The 16,440-nt window shown below is 43.7% G+C and carries 20 protein-coding genes; 14 read left to right on the top strand and 6 right to left on the bottom strand.

Annotated features, from left to right (window positions below; all coding sequences use genetic code 11):
• Positions 1-385: 385 nt before the first annotated feature.
• Positions 386-949 carry a hypothetical protein gene (locus tag FTV12_RS04645; protein ID WP_179992874.1) on the top strand — a complete coding sequence of 188 codons (564 nt, stop codon included), beginning with the start codon at positions 386-388 and terminating at the stop codon, positions 947-949.
• Positions 950-975: 26 nt separating this feature from the next.
• Here FTV12_RS04645 and FTV12_RS04640 read toward each other — a convergent pair whose 3' ends face one another.
• From FTV12_RS04640 to FTV12_RS04630, 3 genes are all read right to left on the bottom strand, one after another.
• A complete protein-coding gene (locus FTV12_RS04640; RefSeq protein WP_125278773.1) occupies positions 976-1,248 on the bottom strand; it encodes a hypothetical protein in 273 nt (90 codons plus the stop codon).
• Between the two features lie 38 nt (positions 1,249-1,286).
• Positions 1,287-1,904: an L-threonylcarbamoyladenylate synthase gene (locus FTV12_RS04635; RefSeq protein ID WP_004783309.1), complete on the bottom strand. Its 618-nt coding sequence runs from the start codon at positions 1,902-1,904 to the stop codon at positions 1,287-1,289.
• A gap of 84 nt (positions 1,905-1,988) precedes the next feature.
• Complete coding sequence (locus tag FTV12_RS04630) at positions 1,989-2,651, bottom strand: elongation factor P hydroxylase (RefSeq protein WP_159123541.1); 663 nt, start codon at positions 2,649-2,651, stop codon at positions 1,989-1,991.
• Positions 2,652-2,750: 99 nt separating this feature from the next.
• Here FTV12_RS04630 and FTV12_RS04625 point away from each other — a divergent pair, with 99 nt between their 5' ends.
• The 6 genes from FTV12_RS04625 (at position 2,751) to lysM (ending at position 6,546) form a co-directional block, all read left to right on the top strand.
• Positions 2,751-3,308, top strand: coding sequence for a DUF177 domain-containing protein (locus FTV12_RS04625; protein ID WP_004783305.1), 558 nt, complete (start codon positions 2,751-2,753; stop codon positions 3,306-3,308).
• A gap of 77 nt (positions 3,309-3,385) precedes the next feature.
• The gene (rpmF, locus tag FTV12_RS04620) at positions 3,386-3,568 is read left to right on the top strand and encodes a 50S ribosomal protein L32 (RefSeq protein WP_004783304.1); all 183 of its coding nucleotides are present in this window, start codon (positions 3,386-3,388) and stop codon (positions 3,566-3,568) included.
• Between the two features lie 245 nt (positions 3,569-3,813).
• Positions 3,814-4,800, top strand: coding sequence for an ACP S-malonyltransferase (gene fabD / locus FTV12_RS04615; protein WP_180017047.1), 987 nt, complete (start codon positions 3,814-3,816; stop codon positions 4,798-4,800).
• Positions 4,797-5,531: a 3-oxoacyl-ACP reductase FabG gene (fabG, locus tag FTV12_RS04610; RefSeq protein ID WP_159123542.1), complete on the top strand. Its 735-nt coding sequence runs from the start codon at positions 4,797-4,799 to the stop codon at positions 5,529-5,531. The genes fabD and fabG overlap by 4 nt, the downstream gene beginning before the upstream one ends.
• Positions 5,532-5,617: 86 nt before the next feature.
• Positions 5,618-5,854, top strand: a complete 237-nt coding sequence (gene acpP, locus FTV12_RS04605; protein WP_004783299.1) for an acyl carrier protein — start codon at positions 5,618-5,620, stop codon at positions 5,852-5,854.
• A 182-nt stretch (positions 5,855-6,036) separates the two neighbouring features.
• On the top strand, positions 6,037-6,546 hold the full coding sequence (lysM, locus tag FTV12_RS04600; RefSeq protein WP_180017045.1) for a peptidoglycan-binding protein LysM: 510 nt from the start codon (positions 6,037-6,039) through the stop codon (positions 6,544-6,546).
• A 126-nt stretch (positions 6,547-6,672) separates the two neighbouring features.
• Here lysM and FTV12_RS04595 read toward each other — a convergent pair whose 3' ends face one another.
• Entirely contained in the window at positions 6,673-7,140 is a 468-nt protein-coding gene (locus FTV12_RS04595) for an Lrp/AsnC ligand binding domain-containing protein (RefSeq protein ID WP_004783295.1), read from the bottom strand.
• A gap of 140 nt (positions 7,141-7,280) precedes the next feature.
• Here FTV12_RS04595 and FTV12_RS04590 point away from each other — a divergent pair, with 140 nt between their 5' ends.
• From FTV12_RS04590 to FTV12_RS04575, 4 genes are all read left to right on the top strand, one after another.
• On the top strand, positions 7,281-8,540 hold the full coding sequence (locus FTV12_RS04590) for a D-amino acid dehydrogenase (RefSeq protein ID WP_034701616.1): 1,260 nt from the start codon (positions 7,281-7,283) through the stop codon (positions 8,538-8,540).
• Between the two features lie 35 nt (positions 8,541-8,575).
• Positions 8,576-9,688 carry an alanine racemase gene (alr, locus tag FTV12_RS04585; protein WP_180002410.1) on the top strand — a complete coding sequence of 371 codons (1,113 nt, stop codon included), beginning with the start codon at positions 8,576-8,578 and terminating at the stop codon, positions 9,686-9,688.
• A gap of 38 nt (positions 9,689-9,726) precedes the next feature.
• Entirely contained in the window at positions 9,727-10,089 is a 363-nt protein-coding gene (locus FTV12_RS04580) for a RidA family protein (RefSeq protein ID WP_034701622.1), read from the top strand.
• Between the two features lie 152 nt (positions 10,090-10,241).
• A complete protein-coding gene (locus FTV12_RS04575) occupies positions 10,242-11,681 on the top strand; it encodes an amino acid permease (protein WP_180017043.1) in 1,440 nt (479 codons plus the stop codon).
• A gap of 54 nt (positions 11,682-11,735) precedes the next feature.
• On the opposite strand, the gene FTV12_RS04570 is transcribed toward FTV12_RS04575, so the two are convergent.
• Both FTV12_RS04570 and FTV12_RS04565 read right to left on the bottom strand, forming a co-directional pair.
• Positions 11,736-12,188, bottom strand: a complete 453-nt coding sequence (locus FTV12_RS04570; protein WP_179992879.1) for a CopD family protein — start codon at positions 12,186-12,188, stop codon at positions 11,736-11,738.
• Between the two features lie 23 nt (positions 12,189-12,211).
• A complete protein-coding gene (locus FTV12_RS04565; protein ID WP_005234293.1) occupies positions 12,212-13,441 on the bottom strand; it encodes a beta-ketoacyl synthase N-terminal-like domain-containing protein in 1,230 nt (409 codons plus the stop codon).
• A gap of 275 nt (positions 13,442-13,716) precedes the next feature.
• On the opposite strand from FTV12_RS04565, the gene FTV12_RS04560 reads away from it, so the two are divergent.
• The 3 genes from FTV12_RS04560 to rpsG all read left to right on the top strand — a co-directional run bounded on the left by FTV12_RS04560 (position 13,717) and on the right by rpsG (position 16,400).
• Positions 13,717-15,219: an EcsC family protein gene (locus FTV12_RS04560; protein ID WP_125278763.1), complete on the top strand. Its 1,503-nt coding sequence runs from the start codon at positions 13,717-13,719 to the stop codon at positions 15,217-15,219.
• Positions 15,220-15,374: 155 nt separating this feature from the next.
• Positions 15,375-15,749 (top strand): 30S ribosomal protein S12, encoded by a 375-nt coding sequence (gene rpsL, locus FTV12_RS04555; RefSeq protein ID WP_004783283.1) that lies wholly within the window; start codon positions 15,375-15,377, stop codon positions 15,747-15,749.
• Between the two features lie 180 nt (positions 15,750-15,929).
• Positions 15,930-16,400: a 30S ribosomal protein S7 gene (rpsG, locus tag FTV12_RS04550; RefSeq protein WP_004783282.1), complete on the top strand. Its 471-nt coding sequence runs from the start codon at positions 15,930-15,932 to the stop codon at positions 16,398-16,400.
• Positions 16,401-16,440 lie beyond the last annotated feature (40 nt).

Genomic DNA, 16,440 nt, shown 5'->3' with positions numbered 1-16,440 from the left:
GAGAAAAAGCACATAATTTAGTAGTTGGCATTGTACTGGAAAATTGTCGTTAAATAAAATAGATATGCATTCAAAAGCAAAAAAACCATATTTATTTTAGGAGAAATTTTATTTTTTTAATTGGGTAAAATGCACAAGTCTGATATTAAACAGCATATTAGCTAAAATTAAATACAATATAGTCTGGGTGGCTTAAGAAACTGTAACTTCATATAGAAAATTTTTAAAAGATTCTCAACACCTATTAAATAGTGACTGAGTTAAAGCTCATCAGGAAATATGTGATAAAAATAAGAAAAAACAGTTATCTATCGCCTAAAAAATAAACTAATATAGCCAAAAAAATATTGATAAATAACAATCATAGATCAGGTTAATTATAAAAATGCCAATCATACTTGTGTTAATCGGCGTCATCGGCTTAGGGGTATTCTGGGGCTATCCTCAATATCAGCTCATGCAGCTTGAAAATGAAATGCGTACCAATCTGAAGTCTGGCGGCTTTTCCAGCTTTGTCGAGCAGGCCAAACCAGTGATGCAGGCCATGAAACTGGATTTTAGCGTACTGGACCAGTATCCTCATATTCGTTTCTATATGCGTAATACGCTTTATACGGGCAAAGATTTACCCGACGGTGTTACTGCAATGGTCAAAACCATGAGCTGTAATTCTATTGATTCTTTTAGGACTATGGAATCCACAGCCCGGACTGCGTTATTGAATGTGCTTGAAGAGGATCAAATCACTTTTCATGTTTCAGTCAAAAACAGGTTTGGTGCTGAACTTGCAACTCATCAGCAAAAACTGTCGGAATGTCCAAACTTCTTGCAGTTAAAACATTATAAAGAAGGTGATCCGTTACCCCCAATGCCAAGTTTGAATAATCAGGTTCCTTCGATTGCACCAGCGGTCAGTACATCTACTCAGGAGCGTGCAGCGAGCTATTAAATCCTGGCATGCGTGATAAGGTTATTTTAATTCTGCTCTCGTAATACATATTCGATGATACGTTGGCAGGTAGCTGCCAGACAAACATTGCTTGTTGAATAAACTTGTAGAAGTTTTCTTGCCATCGCGATCTCAAGAAAGTATGAGTATTCAATATTGTTGATATTCAGATTTAATTCTGGCTTGGAATTTTTATCGATAGATATTGCCTTGGATTCCAGTGTCCAAGGCAATTCAGCATAGATCAGATGATCGGCAGGAAATTCATTCAGGTTCAGGAGGATATAAAACAAATCCATTTTATTTTCTTCTGAGACTTCATTAGAAGCAGCTTTATTTATTCAAAAGCACTGACATCACCAACACCACGACGAATCACTTCAGGCTGATCTCCTGATAAATCCACAATAGAAGTCGTACTTAATGTGCCTAGTCCACTGTCGATAAACACATCAATACGCTTACCAAGCTGCATTTCAATGTCATAAGGATCATCTAAAGGATCCGTCTGGTCTGGCAGGATGAGCGTTGAAGTGAGCAGCGGTTCGCCCAGCTCTTGAAGCAGCATCTGACACACAGGATTGGTAGGGATACGCAAACCAATGGTTTTTTTCTTTGGATGCATTAAACGTTTAGGCACTTCGCTGGTTGCCGGAAGAATAAACGTGGTCACAGCAGGTGTATTATTTTTCAGCAAACGATAGACGGCATTGTCGACTTTGGCATAAGTCGCAAGATCGGATAAGTCACAGCAGATAATGGCATATTGGTGCTTAGGTCCTAGACCACGAATCTGTGCGATTCGCTCCATCGCATGTTTATTCCCGATCTGGCAGCCAATAGCATAGGCTGCATCGGTCGGATAAACCACAACATCACCGGCACGAATACGTTCTACTGCCTGACTGATCAGACGAGCTTGCGGATTATCCGGGTGTACACGTAAATGCAGCATAAATATTCCTCCCAACCTGCCCTAAACTTATTATGAAATGCCTTTGTATAAAGTAACAATGACAAACAGGTAGATTTGTGTAATTTAATCAAGCATTTCACGTTGAAATTCATCAGATTGTAAACTTTTGCCCGCACGGGTGCAGACACAGATACAATCAATGAAGCGTTTGGCATCACGCGGCAGTTTGGCTTCGCCACTAAAATAACGTTGCACCTGGGCATAGACATTATCTTTAAAGCTGGAGCCATCACCACCATCGCCGGTTAAATTGTCCAGGGACACACGGAACTTACGACCAAATGCTTTGGAAAACATCCATTCAATCGCTTGTGGTTTGATTTCGACCTGCTCAAATAATGCCTGCTGTTCCTTGGTGCGGCCATCTGGTGCATACCAGTAGCCCAGATCTGGCAGCAGACGGCGCTTATCACCGGCAATGGTCCAGTGACTGATTTCATGCAGGGCACTATTAAAGAAGCCATGCGCAAACTGGATCCGGGCAGGGGCATCATCTGTAGCCGGGAAATACTCTGGTTCAAACTCACCACGGACTAAAGTGACATTTAGGTGGGAAAACCAGTGATTAAAGTGTAAGATGAGCCAATCAACCTGTTCCGCTTCTGAGGATAAATTCGCCCACGGTAAGCGTTGCACTTGCTGTAGTGAGCTGTCAGAATCGGAGGTTGAAAGTGTGCTAACGAGTGATGAAACATTCACTTCTGTTTGCGGCTGCAACAGATGCATGACTGAAATTACCCAATTGGTCTGTCTAAAAATAAGTACAAAATTGTATCTTAATCTTTGACAGAGTTCTGATGAATTTGTAGAATTGCCGCCTTAATTATGTCAGCAAATACCTTTCCGGCACAGATTGAGCCGTTTAAATGGGCTGAACAGGGCTTTAAATGGTCAGGTCAACTGCCTTTATCCCGCTTTGTTCGTATTGCTCGTGAAGCTGTTGGATCAATTGATGATCAATTGATTAACATAGACTGTAAGCTATCAATGGATGCCTATCATCGCATTGCATGGTTGGATGGTCATGTTGAAACGAAAGTTCCAATGGAATGCCAGCGTTGTCTGGAGACCGTTGAAATCGAACTCGTTTCAGATTTTCATCTAGCTCTTGTGGATGATGAGTCACTGATAGAGCGCTTGGATGAGGATGCTGATTTCATCGTCTTAGGTGAAAGTGAAGCAACGACGAAGGGTTCATATGATGCACCTGCCACCGCTGACTTACTCGCACTGATAGAAGATGAATTGTTATTGTTGATGCCGCTGTCTCCTAAGCATGACGTTTGTGAGCATAAGCATCAACCTGCCGCAGAAGAAGTTGTTGAAGAAAAACGGGATAATCCGTTTGAAGTTTTGGCAGCTTTGAAGGGTAAACTTAACTAATTTTTGTGTTATACTCATACGTATAAGACAATCGAATTTGTTCTGATCCATTTTTTCGATATTTGTAAGGAGCCATCATGGCCGTTCAGCAAAACCGTAAAAGTCGCTCTCGCCGTGACATGCGCCGTTCACATGACGCTTTAACTGAGAATGCATTAACTGTAGACCAAACTACTGGTGAAACTCATCGTCGTCACCACGTATCTAAAGATGGTATCTACCGTGGTCGTCAATTATTCGCTAAAGCATCTGCTGAATAATTGATGATGTATTAAGCGTTAAAGCTTAGTAGAAAAAATGGGAGCGTTAAGCTCCCTTTTTTTATGCCTGATTTTATCTCTTGGTTTTGTGGTCATCATGTGAAGTCGCGGTTTTTGTTGTATTTGGCAATTACCCAAGCCAAAATTACGTGTTAAATTGCGCTCCACAATGGGTAAGGTGATCTGATCGGCCAATTTTTAGGTCTAAGAAAAGATTCGCACCTCTTGAATGAAAGGATTTATTTATGTCTGCTAAACAACTCGAACAAGCAGCTCAAGCAACTAAAACTGCATTTGTGTTCCCAGGTCAGGGTTCACAAAAAGTCGGCATGCTCGCTGAACTTGCAGAACAGTTTAGTGGTATCCGCGATACATTTGCTGAAGCATCTGAAGCGGTGGGTTTTGATCTGTGGCAGATTGCACAGACGGGTGAAGGTCTGGATCAAACCGAATTTACTCAACCGGTACTATTAACAGCATCTATCGCTTTATGGCGTGTATGGTTAGAGCTGGGTGGAGTAGCACCAAAATATATGGCGGGCCATTCACTCGGTGAATACAGCGCGTTAGTTGCAGCGGGTGCTTTAAGTCTGGGTGATGCAGTCAAGCTGGTGAACCTGCGTGGTAAGTTGATGCAAACTGCTGTACCTCAAGGCGTAGGTGCAATGGCGGCGATTCTGGGTCTAGATGATGCCAAAGTGATCGAGCTTTGTGCACAAGCAACAGCAGCAGGCGAAGGTTCAGTTGAAGCAGCCAACTATAATGCTCAGGGGCAAGTCGTAGTTGCTGGTAATAAAGAACGTGTAGAAGCCGTGATGGCACTGGCCAAAGAAAATGGCGGTAAAGCGATTGCACTGTCAGTTTCAGTTCCTTCACATTGTTCACTGATGAAACCTGCCGCTGAGCAGTTTGCAACAGCTTTGGAACAAACTGCCATTGAGATGCCACGCATACCTGTATTACAAAATGTAGGCGCAAAAGTAGCTGCGGACGTGACTGAACTTCGTCAGGCTTTGACTGAGCAGCTGTATGAGTCAGTACAATGGACCAAAACACTACAATTCCTTCAAGATGAAGGCGTTGAGTACATTGTAGAATGTGGCCCAGGTAATGTACTGGCCAATATGGCAAAACGTTTACCGAATATCGAAAAAGCACTTCCATTAGATACTCAATCTCGTCTGGAAGATGCGCTTAACACCGTATTGGTGGCAGAAGGGAAAATTGCATGACACAGGAACGTAAAGTTGCCTTGGTGACAGGTGCAAGCCGCGGCATTGGTGCTGCAATTGCACAACAATTAATTCAAGACGGTTATTTTGTCGTAGGTACTGCAACTTCTGAAGCGGGTGCAGAGAAACTTAACGTACAATTTGCTGAACATGGTGCCGGTAAAGTTTTAGATGTACGTGATGGTGCTGCGATTGATGCACTGGTCAGCGATATTGAGCAAAACTATGGTCCTGTGCTGGTACTGGTGAATAATGCCGGTATTACCAAAGACAATCTGTTATTGCGTATGTCGGAAGACGACTGGGATGATATTTTAAACATTCATCTGAAAGCCGTTTATCGTTTATCTAAACGTGTGCTGAAAGGTATGACTAAGGCACGTTTCGGCCGTATCATTAATATCAGTTCTGTGGTGGCGCATTTTGCTAACCCAGGTCAGGCAAACTACTCTGCAGCAAAAGCAGGTATTGAGGCATTTGGTCGCAGTCTGGCTAAAGAAATGGGTAGTCGTCAGATTACTGTCAATGCTGTTGCACCAGGCTTTATCGCGACTGAAATGACTGAACAGTTAAGTGAAGAAATTCGCAAGAAAATGAGTGATCAAGTGGCTTTAAACCGTTTAGGTGATCCACAAGATATCGCGAATGCCGTAAGTTTCCTGGCATCGGACAAAGCCAGTTACATTACAGGTACAGTCATTCACGTTAATGGTGGTTTATACATGAGCTAAACGGCACATGTATTAACTTTCCAAATTTTATAGATTCAATTAAACTAACGGCATTAAAAACGCCACAAGCAATGAGGAGAATTCCTGTGAGCGATATCGAACAACGCGTTAAACAAGCGGTTGCAGAACAACTTGGTATTAAAGTCGAAGAGATTAAAAACGAAGCATCTTTCATGGATGACTTAGGTGCTGACTCTCTAGACCTGGTTGAACTTGTTATGTCTTTCGAAAATGACTTCGACATCACTATTCCTGATGAAGATTCTAACGAAATCACAACTGTTCAATCTGCTATTGACTATGTTACTAAAAAACTTGGTTAATGCTGATTTTCAGCTTTGCTGAACCTAAAGACCACCGCAAGGTGGTTTTTTTGTGCCTGTAGAATAGAAATAGGGTGATTTTACAATCGATAACCTTTTGCTTACCAATGACTAACTTTGTATCTGCTGCTTTCCTTGTACAAATAAGAATGATCTGATGAATAACAAGAATGGAGTCCACTATGGGTCTTTTTGATTTTGTAAAAGGCATTGGTAAAAAGAACACTGCAGCTGCGGAACCACAACAGACACCGGCAGCAACTCAGCAAGCGCCTGCAGCTGCACCTAAGGCAGCACCGGCTGAACCTTCTGCACAGGAAATAGCGAACAAATTATTAGGCCATGTTAAAAGCCTAGGACTGCCAATTACAGGATTGTCGATCAGCTATAACTCAACCTCAGATCTGGCAACCGTACGCGGACAGGTACAAAGTCAGGCGGATCGTGAAAAGATTATTTTAGCGGTAGGAAATGTTGATCATGTCGCTAAAGTGGATGACCAGCTGACTGTAGCGAATCCGGAACCTGAAAGTAAGTTCTATACGGTTAAATCGGGTGATACCTTATCTAAAATTTCGAAAGAATTTTATGGTGATGCCAACCATTACAACAAGATTTTCGAGGCAAATCGCCCTTTACTGAAAAATGCGGATGATATTTTCCCGGGTCAGGTACTACGTATTCCTGCCTAGTTTTAGATAATCATCAATATAAATTAATAAAATTTTATTTTAAACTTATCTAATTCAGATAAACGGTTCACAACAAAGCCCCTTATGGGGTTTTTGTTGTATCTACCACTTGAACCCTTGTCAGAATTAGATTCCTACATCCAGATATGAACTTTCCTTTACTTCTTCCATAACCACATAACTATGTGAGGAAGCAGAAGATGGGAGCTTTTTTAATAAATCCCCAAGCAGACGCCGGTAAGCACTCATTTCCTTTAGGCGTGCTTTCACCAGATAATCAAAATCTCCCGAGATCAGATGACATTCCAGCACTTCAGGAATTTCACTTAAGTCACGCGCGACCTGTTCAAATACATCGCCCGATTTGGCAGAAAGTTTGATTTCCAGAAACACTAACAGGTTCTTTTCCAGCTTTTCCGGATTGAGCCGGGCATGGTAACCCATGATGATTCCATCGCGTTCTAGCCGCTTCACTCGCTCGGAACAGGGTGTGGTGGAGAGGTTGACTCGGGAGGCAAGTTCACTAATGGCAATGCGTCCATCGCGCTGCAGGATATCTAAAATCATGCGGTCTATGCGGTCTAATTTACGCATCTATTATTCCCTTAATTTTTAAAAATGACGCGAAAAATCTAGTGAATTTGCTGAATATATCAGTTTAAAACAGTGAAATTCACTATTGATCCAAAAATATACTGGTGAAATAAACTATAAACGTCATTGAGGGTAATGTCATGCGCGTAATTGTATTAGGTGGTGGTGTCATTGGTGTAACAAGTGCCTACTATCTTGCGCAGCAGGGAGCAGAAGTGACTGTCCTTGACCGTCAGGCAGGTCCAGCTGAAGAAACCAGTTTTGGTAATGCAGGCCAGATTTCTCCTGGTTATTCGACACCGTGGGCAGCACCTGGCATTCCATTTAAAGCAGTGAAATGGATGTTCCAGCATCATGCACCATTGGCGATTAATGTTGATGGTAGTCTGTGGCAGTTACAGTGGATGGCCCAGATGCTGAAAAACTGTAATGCTCAGCATTATGCAGTGAATAAAGAACGTATGGTGCGGGTCGCTGAATATAGCCGTGACTGTTTACGTAATCTACGTCGTGATATCGGCATCTCTTATGAAAACCGTTCTAAAGGAACCTTGCAAATTTTCCGTAAGGAAGCACAGCTCGATGCAGTGCAACGTGATATCGAAGTGCTGAAAGAAACCGGCGTGGATTTTGAATTGCTGGATCGTGAACAGCTAGCCAAAGTTGAACCGGCACTGGCAGAAGCTAAAGATAAACTGGTAGGTGGTTTGCATCTGCCAAATGATGAAACTGGTGATTGCTACCTGTTCACCAATGCGCTGGCCAATTATGCCAAAGGCATGGGCGTACAGTTCAAGTTTAACCAGCATGTTGAAAAACTGCTGTTTGAAGGTGACCAGATTAAAGGTGTGCTGGTCAACGGTCAGGTATTGACCGCAGATAAATATGTGCTGGCTTTCGGTAGCTATTCCCGTGATTTCCTGAAGCCGTTACACCTGGATCTGCCGGTGTATCCGGTTAAAGGTTATTCATTGACCATTCCAATTGTGGATCAGACTCATGCACCGCAATCGACTGTGCTGGATGAAACTTACAAGATTGCATTGACTCGTTTTGATCAGCGCATCCGTGTCGGTGGTATGGCAGAGCTGACAGGCTTTAATTTGGGTCTGAATGAAGATCGTCGCGCAACCTTGGAAATGGTCACTCGTGACCTGTTCCCGGGCGGCGATATGGCGCAGGCCAGTTTCTGGACCGGCTTACGTCCAATGACCCCGGATAGTACGCCAATCATTGGACCAACACGCTTTAATAACCTGTTCCTGAATACTGGACACGGTACCCTAGGCTGGACCATGGCCTGTGGTTCAGGAAAGCTGATCAGTGATCTGGTACTGGGTCAAGCACCTGAGATTAGTACTGAAGGCTTGTCGCTGAATCGTTATCAGCAGGTTGCTTAAGCTTTTAAGGATTATCAGTTTCAGGGAAGAAATTTATGCCACGTCCAATACACGCGGTGATTCATCAACAGGCATTGCAACATAACCTGCAAGTTGCACGTTCCTGCGCACCTCAAAGCCAGGTCTTTGCAGTGGTTAAAGCTGATGCCTATGGGCACGGTATTGAGCGGGTTTATCCCGCATTAAAAAGTGCTGATGGTTTTGCCTTTCTGGATCTTACTGAAGGAAAGCGTTTGCGTGCCTTAGGCTGTGACAAACCCTTATTGTTACTGGAAGGCATTTTTGGCCTTGAAGATTTATTCGACTGCGCCAAGTACGGGATAAGTTTTGCAATTCATGCCCAGCATCAACTGGAATGGTTAAAAACCTTTGTCGACTTACAACCAGACGTACAGTTTGATGTCTTTTTAAAAATGAATAGCGGAATGAACCGACTGGGTTTTTTACCTGAGCAGTATCGTGTCGCTTTTCAGGAATTAAAAAATATTAAGCAAGTATGCTCCATCAGTCATATGACACATTTTTCCGATGCGGATGGCATGCGCCTTGGACAGGAAGGTATTGAACATCAACAGCTGGTCTTTACCGAAACCATTCAAAATCTGCCGGGCAAAACTTCACTCAGTAATAGTGCTGCCATTCTGCGTCATCATCAGCATATACAGTCAGACATTGTACGTAGCGGCATCATGCTTTACGGCAGCTCACCTGACTATCCCGCCCATACGATTGATCACTGGAACTTAAAGCCGACCATGAGTCTGCGTAGCGAACTGATCGCGATTCAGCAGGTTCGGGCAGGAGACAGCATTGGTTATGGCTCTACTTTTATAGTTGAGCAAGATATGCAGATTGGAATTGTGGCCTGTGGTTATGCGGATGGTTATCAGCGAATCACACAAACTGGAACACCAGTTTTGGTAGATGGGATTCGAACCCAAACGGTCGGTCGCGTCAGTATGGATATGCTGGCGGTTGATCTAGGTTCTGTACCTGATGCGCAGATTGGTAGCGAAGTTGTGCTGTGGGGACAATCCATACACGGCACAGTATTGCCGATTGATGAAGTGGCCGCGGGTTCGGGTACGGTTGGCTATGAGCTGATGTGTGCCATTACTCAACGTGTGCCCGTGCAGATTGAAAGCTAAAGATTAAACAAATATTAGAAATAAGAGAGGATAAAATTATGACGGAACATGCAGATATTCAGCGTTTGAACAGCAATCAGGTCATGAGTGCTGTCACCATTCACAATAAAACGGTGTATTTATCAGGGCAGGTGCCAGACAGCAGCAGTCTGGATATTCGTGGTCAAACGCGTGAAGTGCTCATGAAGATTGATCAACTCCTTAAACTGGCAGGTACAGACAAAAGCCGTCTGTTATCTGCACAGCTCTTTGTTAAAAACCTGGAAGACTTTCAAACCGTCAATGCGCTCTGGATTGAATGGCTCGAGGGATGTGGTACACCAGCACGCGCAACCATTCAGGCGGATCTGGTAAATCCCGCCTGGTTAATTGAAATTGCAGTGATTGCAGCACTCCCTTAAGTTGCTTCAGATTTTTATATCTCCCAACTTGATTTTGTAAGCATATCAGGCCTGATCATTTAATCCATTAAATGAAACTGCATCTGCAATCAGGATTTCAGGAAGAAATCCGATCAGATAAGCGAGGGTCTGATGTGAAAAAGGAACTGAATATGAATACAGCCTCTTCTAAAAATGACGCATCATCATCTCCCCATGAATTACAGCGTAAGCTCTCTAACCGACATTTGCAGTTAATTGCCATTGGTGGTGCCATTGGTACAGGCCTGTTTATGGGTTCTGGTAAAACGATTGCACTGGCAGGGCCTTCAATCTTGTTTATCTACATGATTATTGGAGCCATGTTCTTTTTCCTGATGCGTGCATTAGGGGAAATCCTGTTATCTAATCTGCACTATAAATCCTTCATTGATATGGCGCATGACCTGATTGGTCCGGGGGCTGGCTATTATATTGGCTGGTCTTACTGGCTGGGCTGGATTCTGGTCGGCATTGCTGACTTAGCGGCAATTATCAATTATCTGAATTTCTGGCTGCCGCCCGACATGACCTTTACACCCATGGGGCAGGCCATGATCAGTGCGGGCTGTGTATTGCTGGTACTGGGAATTAACCTGCTGACCGTGAAGCTGTTTGGTGAAATCGAGTTTTGGTTCGCCCTGATTAAAATTCTGGCGATTCTGGGCCTGATTGTGATTGGCGGATATATGATCTTCAGCGACTTCCAGGCACCAAGTGGATCGGCTGCCAGCCTGACCAATGTCTGGGCCTATGATGGTATGTTCCCTAAGGGCACAATGGGCTTTCTGGCTGGCTTCCAGATTGCGATGTTTGCTTTCGTAGGTGTAGAGCTGCTGGGTACGATGGCGGCTGAAACCAAGGATCCGGAAAAGAACTTGCCTAAAGCAGTGAATGCGATTCCTACACGGATCATCCTGTTCTATGTATTGTCTCTGCTGGTGATTATGTCTGTAACGCCATGGGTAGAAATTCCTGCTGATCAAAGTCCTTTTGTGACTCTTTTCCTGCATGCGGGTATTCCGGTGTCAGCCATTATCATGAATCTGGTGGTGCTGTCTTCTGTGATGTCTTCCATGAACAGTGGCGTATTCTCTACCAGCCGGATGCTGTTTGGTTTGGCACGTGATGGCCAGGCACCTCAGGCTTTGGCTGAGCTTTCAAGTCGTGCAGTTCCGGCTAAAGGTCTGTTATTTTCCTGTGCCTTTATTATGGCAGGTGCGGCTTTCCAGTACTTTGTACCGAACACGATGGAAGCCTTTACGCTGGCCAGCTCACTCTGTGTGATTCTGTTTATCAGTATCTGGGGTCTGATTATGGTGTGTTATATCCGTTACCGTAAACAGCAACCTGAAAAACATGCCACTTCGACCTTCAAGATGCCGGGCGGAATCTGGATGTCCTATCTGGTGTTGATCTTCTTGTTCTTTGCCTTAGTTATTTTAAGTCTGGAAGCAGATACCATGAAGGCACTGATGATTAGTCCGCTGTGGTTGGTGATTCTGTTTACTACCTATCATACTTTGTATAAACCACGTCTTCGTAAACGTCAGCAAATTCTCTCCGGAGAATAAAGTGCAGACATAAAAAATCCCCGATCAATCGGGGATTTTTTATTTTAGGGAATTTTAGAAAGTAGGTTTTACCACCACTAAAATCACCACAGCAAATAAAATCAGCGTTGGCATTTCATTAAAGAAGCGCCAGAACTTGTGTGACTTGTAATGGGCATTTCCCATCAGTTTCTTACGATAATAACCACATACCAAATGGTAAATGACCAGCAAGCCAACCAAGCCGACTTTCAGATAGAACCATAAGGCTTCATGGTAATGACGCGTTGCATCACCCCAATCGACCAGAAAGTGTGCTGTGATCAGCGTGGCGACCATAGCTGGCCACATAATCCCGCGATACAGCTTGCGTTCCATAATTTCAAAGCGTTGATGACTTACGACATCTTCGCTCATGGCATGGTAGACATAAAGCCGTGGCAGATAGAACAATGCAGCAAACCAGCAAACCACAGCAATAATATGTAATGCTTTTACCCACAAGAAAGCATCAGAAGGAGCATCCATCAAGTCACCCTAAAATGGGCGGCTTAGCCTTCCCATTTTTTGAAAACGAGACAAGCATTTACGCCGCCGAAACCGAAACTGTTACTCATCACAGTATTCAATTTTGCGTCACGTTTTTCAAGTACGATATCAAATGGTTTTGCGCCTTCATCCAGTTCAGTCACATTGATGTTTGGTGCAATAAAGTCATTTTGCATCATCAGGATAGAGTAGATCGCTTCCTGTACACCTGCAGCACCCAGGCTGTGACCTGTCATAGATTTAGTCGAGCTGAGTGGAGGAACCTGACCTTCACCGAAGGCACGTGCCATAGCTTTAAGTTCAGTAACATCACCTGCTGGGGTAGAAGTACCATGTGTATTCACATAGTCAATTTTATCTACACCATGCTGTTTGGCTTCTTCTAGAGCCATCAGGATACAACGTGTTGCACCTTCGCCAGATGGAGCAACCATGTCAGCACCATCAGAGTTAGCTGCATAAGCCACAACCTCAGCCAGAATATTCGCGCCACGTGCCTGAGCATGTTCCAGTGACTCAAGCACCACAAAACCGCCACCACCAGCAATCACGAAACCGTCACGGTCTGCTGAATATGGACGAGAAGCTGTTTCAGGTGTGTCGTTGTATTTAGAGCACAGTGCACCCATCGCATCAAACAGCAGGCTTTGAGACCAGTGATCTTCTTCGCCACCACCGGCAAGCATTAGATCCTGTTTGCCTAATTGAATCAGGTTATAAGCATAACCAATGGCATCGGCAGAAGTTGCGCAGGCGCTGGTAATCGAGTGCGCAATCCCTTGTAATTTGAATGCCACACCGACGTTTGCTGTAATGGTATTCGACATGTTACGTGGTACGAAGAATGGACCAACTTTGCGTGCGCCTTTTTCTTCCAGCAATTTTGTCATTTCTACTACAGAAGCTGTCGAGTTGCCACCTGAACCACCCGCAATACCATAACGTGGATTATTCGCCAGATCTTCCTGCTTTAAACCCGCATGCTCAACAGCAGCCACAGCAGCATTATAGGCATACATCGCGCACACGCCCATAAAGCGTTTCAGCTTACGGTCAATACCATCAAAATCCTGTTCAGCAGCAGCGCTCACATGGCTTTTGAAATTCAGTTCAGCATAAGTCGGATTAAAACGTGTTCCTGAAATCCCGTTTTGTAAAGAGTGATTCACATCCTCTAATGTATTACCAATGCACGAGTTAATACCCATACCAGTGATGACAACACGTTTCATCTACAGATCCTTATAGTTTATCTCTGGGGCAGCGGGAGATATTTGGCGTTGATAAGACTGCAAAATATAGCGCTGACCCCTATTTCACAATGCAGAACATCATAGCAGAAAGATTTTTGAAATCTTATGGCAAATGTTATGCCGTGTGACAGTAGGTTGAGTTTATAAAGTACTGTGTAGAGCTTTTACTAAATGAAACAGAATAAGGTTGAGATAAATGCTGACTACACCTAGTATTTATACCAAATACAAGCACGTGCATGCTGAGGTAAAAAATGGTAAATGCTAATAATAAACAATCTAATGGTCTGATTTCGAATGCCTTTGGAGTGGCGAAAAAGTTCAGTTCAACAGGTTTGGAACTGTTAAATCATGTTGCACCAGATTCTGTGACTAAAACCTTCAATACCGATCATGCTGTTGATGGCTCGGCAAAAGTCAAAAGCCCTTTTGCTTCAAAAAAATATGAAAATCCTAAAGACATGCTACGCGAACATCTTCCAAATGTTTCCCGTCAGCTGCTGGGCCGTCGTTTTAATACTGTGAATAATGTCGCGCATTTTGTTTCTCCCCAGCTGGCCGACAAAGTATCTGACTACTTTTATAATCACCTGAATCAATTCAGTAACCAGATGAGTTCGGTTGATGCCATTCTGAATGAAGCAGGGGCGAAGGATCTGGAAGAACTGACTCAGGATACTACGCGTTCACAACGCATTTCTCAGGCGTTTGCCGAACAAAATAAATGGATGGCGACAGTACAAGGTGCTGTAAGTGGCGTCACTGGGGTATTGGGAACTGCGATTGATATTCCGGCTTCTTTATTGATGGCACTGCGTACCATCTATCAAGTAGGACGTTCTTATGGTTTTGATCTGAGCAAGGAAGATGATCAGGAAATCGTACAGCATATCTTTAGACAAATTGATCTCAGTCTGATTGCAGAAAAACAAGCACTCTTAATGGGGCTTAAAGCGCTGAGCAGTACCTTAAAGACACATGACCTGTCCCAGCTACAGACCATGCTCGGGTCAAGCAATGATATAGAAACACTGAAAAAATGGCTCAGTAATCAGGATGGCAGCATGAAGTGGGAATGGATGAACCATTTTCCGAAACTGTCTTTATTAGAGCAGCTAACCAAACTGACTCCATTGGCAAGTGCAGGGATTGGTGCAGTCTATAGCCATCGCTTTGTGAATGATGTGAACCAGAAAGCTCAAGAAGTATTCTCGCATGCTCGTCAGTATTTGCAGCAGCATCAGGATCTAGGTTTGTCGCCATATGCTGCCTATGAAAAAGCCGTTGACCTGCTCCAGCAGGCGACCCCGAAGCTGATGGAAAATCTTGATCATTCAGCCGCTGATAAAGATAAGCCAATTCTGGATAAAGAAATCCCAATTGAAGGTAATCAGACCATCAAGCAAGTCAAACTGGTTAAGAAAGAGCAGGAAAGCTTGAGCCCGGAAGAAGCTGAAGTGAAAAAAGATGAAAAGGTCAGTGAAGGTCTGGATGAATTGACCGATAAACTGGTTGAACATGCCGACGCTAGACAGGAACAAAAACCGGCTATTCCAAAAGATTCTTTTGATGCAGATGCAGCCCTAGAAGAAGAGCTCGGCTTGCAGGAAAATGACACAGAAATGTTACAGGCAGCCGCTGAAGAAGAGACGGATACAAATAATCCAGAAAACTCCGAGACTGCAGACAAACAAACGCAAGCTGAGGAAACTACGGAAGATGTTACAAAAAATGCTGCCACGAAATCGAAAAAATAAGTGATTTTCGCCATAAAATAAACGCTTAAAGTCGAGATGCGATCGTGTTTTGCCTGACTTCGGCATATTGACCGATTTTGCATCTTGACATACAATTGCATGCCCTCAAAAAGTAGTATTTTTTTGGGGCTTTTTATTAACGGGAGAATTGCCACATGGCAACAACAAATCAGTTGATCCGTAAGGGTCGTACGACTTTAGTTGAAAAATCTAAAGTTCCTGCGTTGAAGGCTTGTCCACAGCGCCGTGGTGTTTGTACACGTGTTTACACAACTACACCTAAAAAACCTAACTCAGCAATGCGTAAAGTTTGCCGTGTTCGCTTAACTTCAGGTTTCGAAGTTTCTAGCTACATCGGTGGTGAAGGCCATAACCTGCAAGAGCACAGTGTTGTTCTTATCCGTGGTGGTCGTGTTAAAGACTTACCAGGTGTACGTTACCATACCGTTCGTGGTTCTTTAGACTGTGCTGGTGTTAAAGATCGTAACCAAGCTCGCTCTAAATACGGTACTAAACGTCCTAAGAAATAATCTTTCGAGATTAAGCTCTTAGTTCGCTAGAACTGCAATCCTTTATCGTCTCGCTTGTCTGATTTCTGCATTTAATTTTGTGAAAATTCAAGCGACGTGTAGTAAGGCCAGCGAATGCACACGACACTTTGTGCTACTGCTGGATTAACCTGAAGTGTCATATTTATAGGTAGTTTTAAAATGCCAAGACGTCGCGTAGTCGCTGCTCGTGAAATCCTTCCGGATCCTAAGTTCAGCAGCCAAACAATCGCTAAATTCATGAACCACGTAATGCAAGATGGTAAAAAATCTATTGCTGAAAGTATCGTTTACGGTGCTTTAGACCGCGTTCAAGAAAAATCTAAAGTAGATCCAGTTGAATTTTTCGAGACTACTCTTGAAAAAGTTCGTCCTATGGTCGAAGTAAAAGCACGCCGTGTTGGTGGTGCTACATACCAGGTACCTATGGAAGTGCGCCCATCCCGTCGTACTGCCTTGGCTATGCGTTGGTTAGTAGATGCTGCTGCTAAGCGTTCTGAAAAAACTATGGCTTTACGTCTTGCTGGTGAGTTGCTTGATGCAGCTGAAGGTAAAGGCGCAGCGGTTAAAAAACGTGAAGATGTGCACCGTATGGCTGAAGCCAACAAAGCCTTCTCTCACTATCGCTTCTAAGCGGTTAAAACAGCCCCTATTCAGGAGGATGATGAGCCAG

Origin of the sequence: Acinetobacter sp. YH12233 (genome assembly GCF_013417725.1) — a bacterium.
In the GTDB taxonomy this organism is placed as follows: domain Bacteria; phylum Pseudomonadota; class Gammaproteobacteria; order Pseudomonadales; family Moraxellaceae; genus Acinetobacter.
The sequence above is the reverse complement of the archived record's forward strand: the minus strand, read 5'-3'. Positions and strand labels throughout refer to the sequence as shown.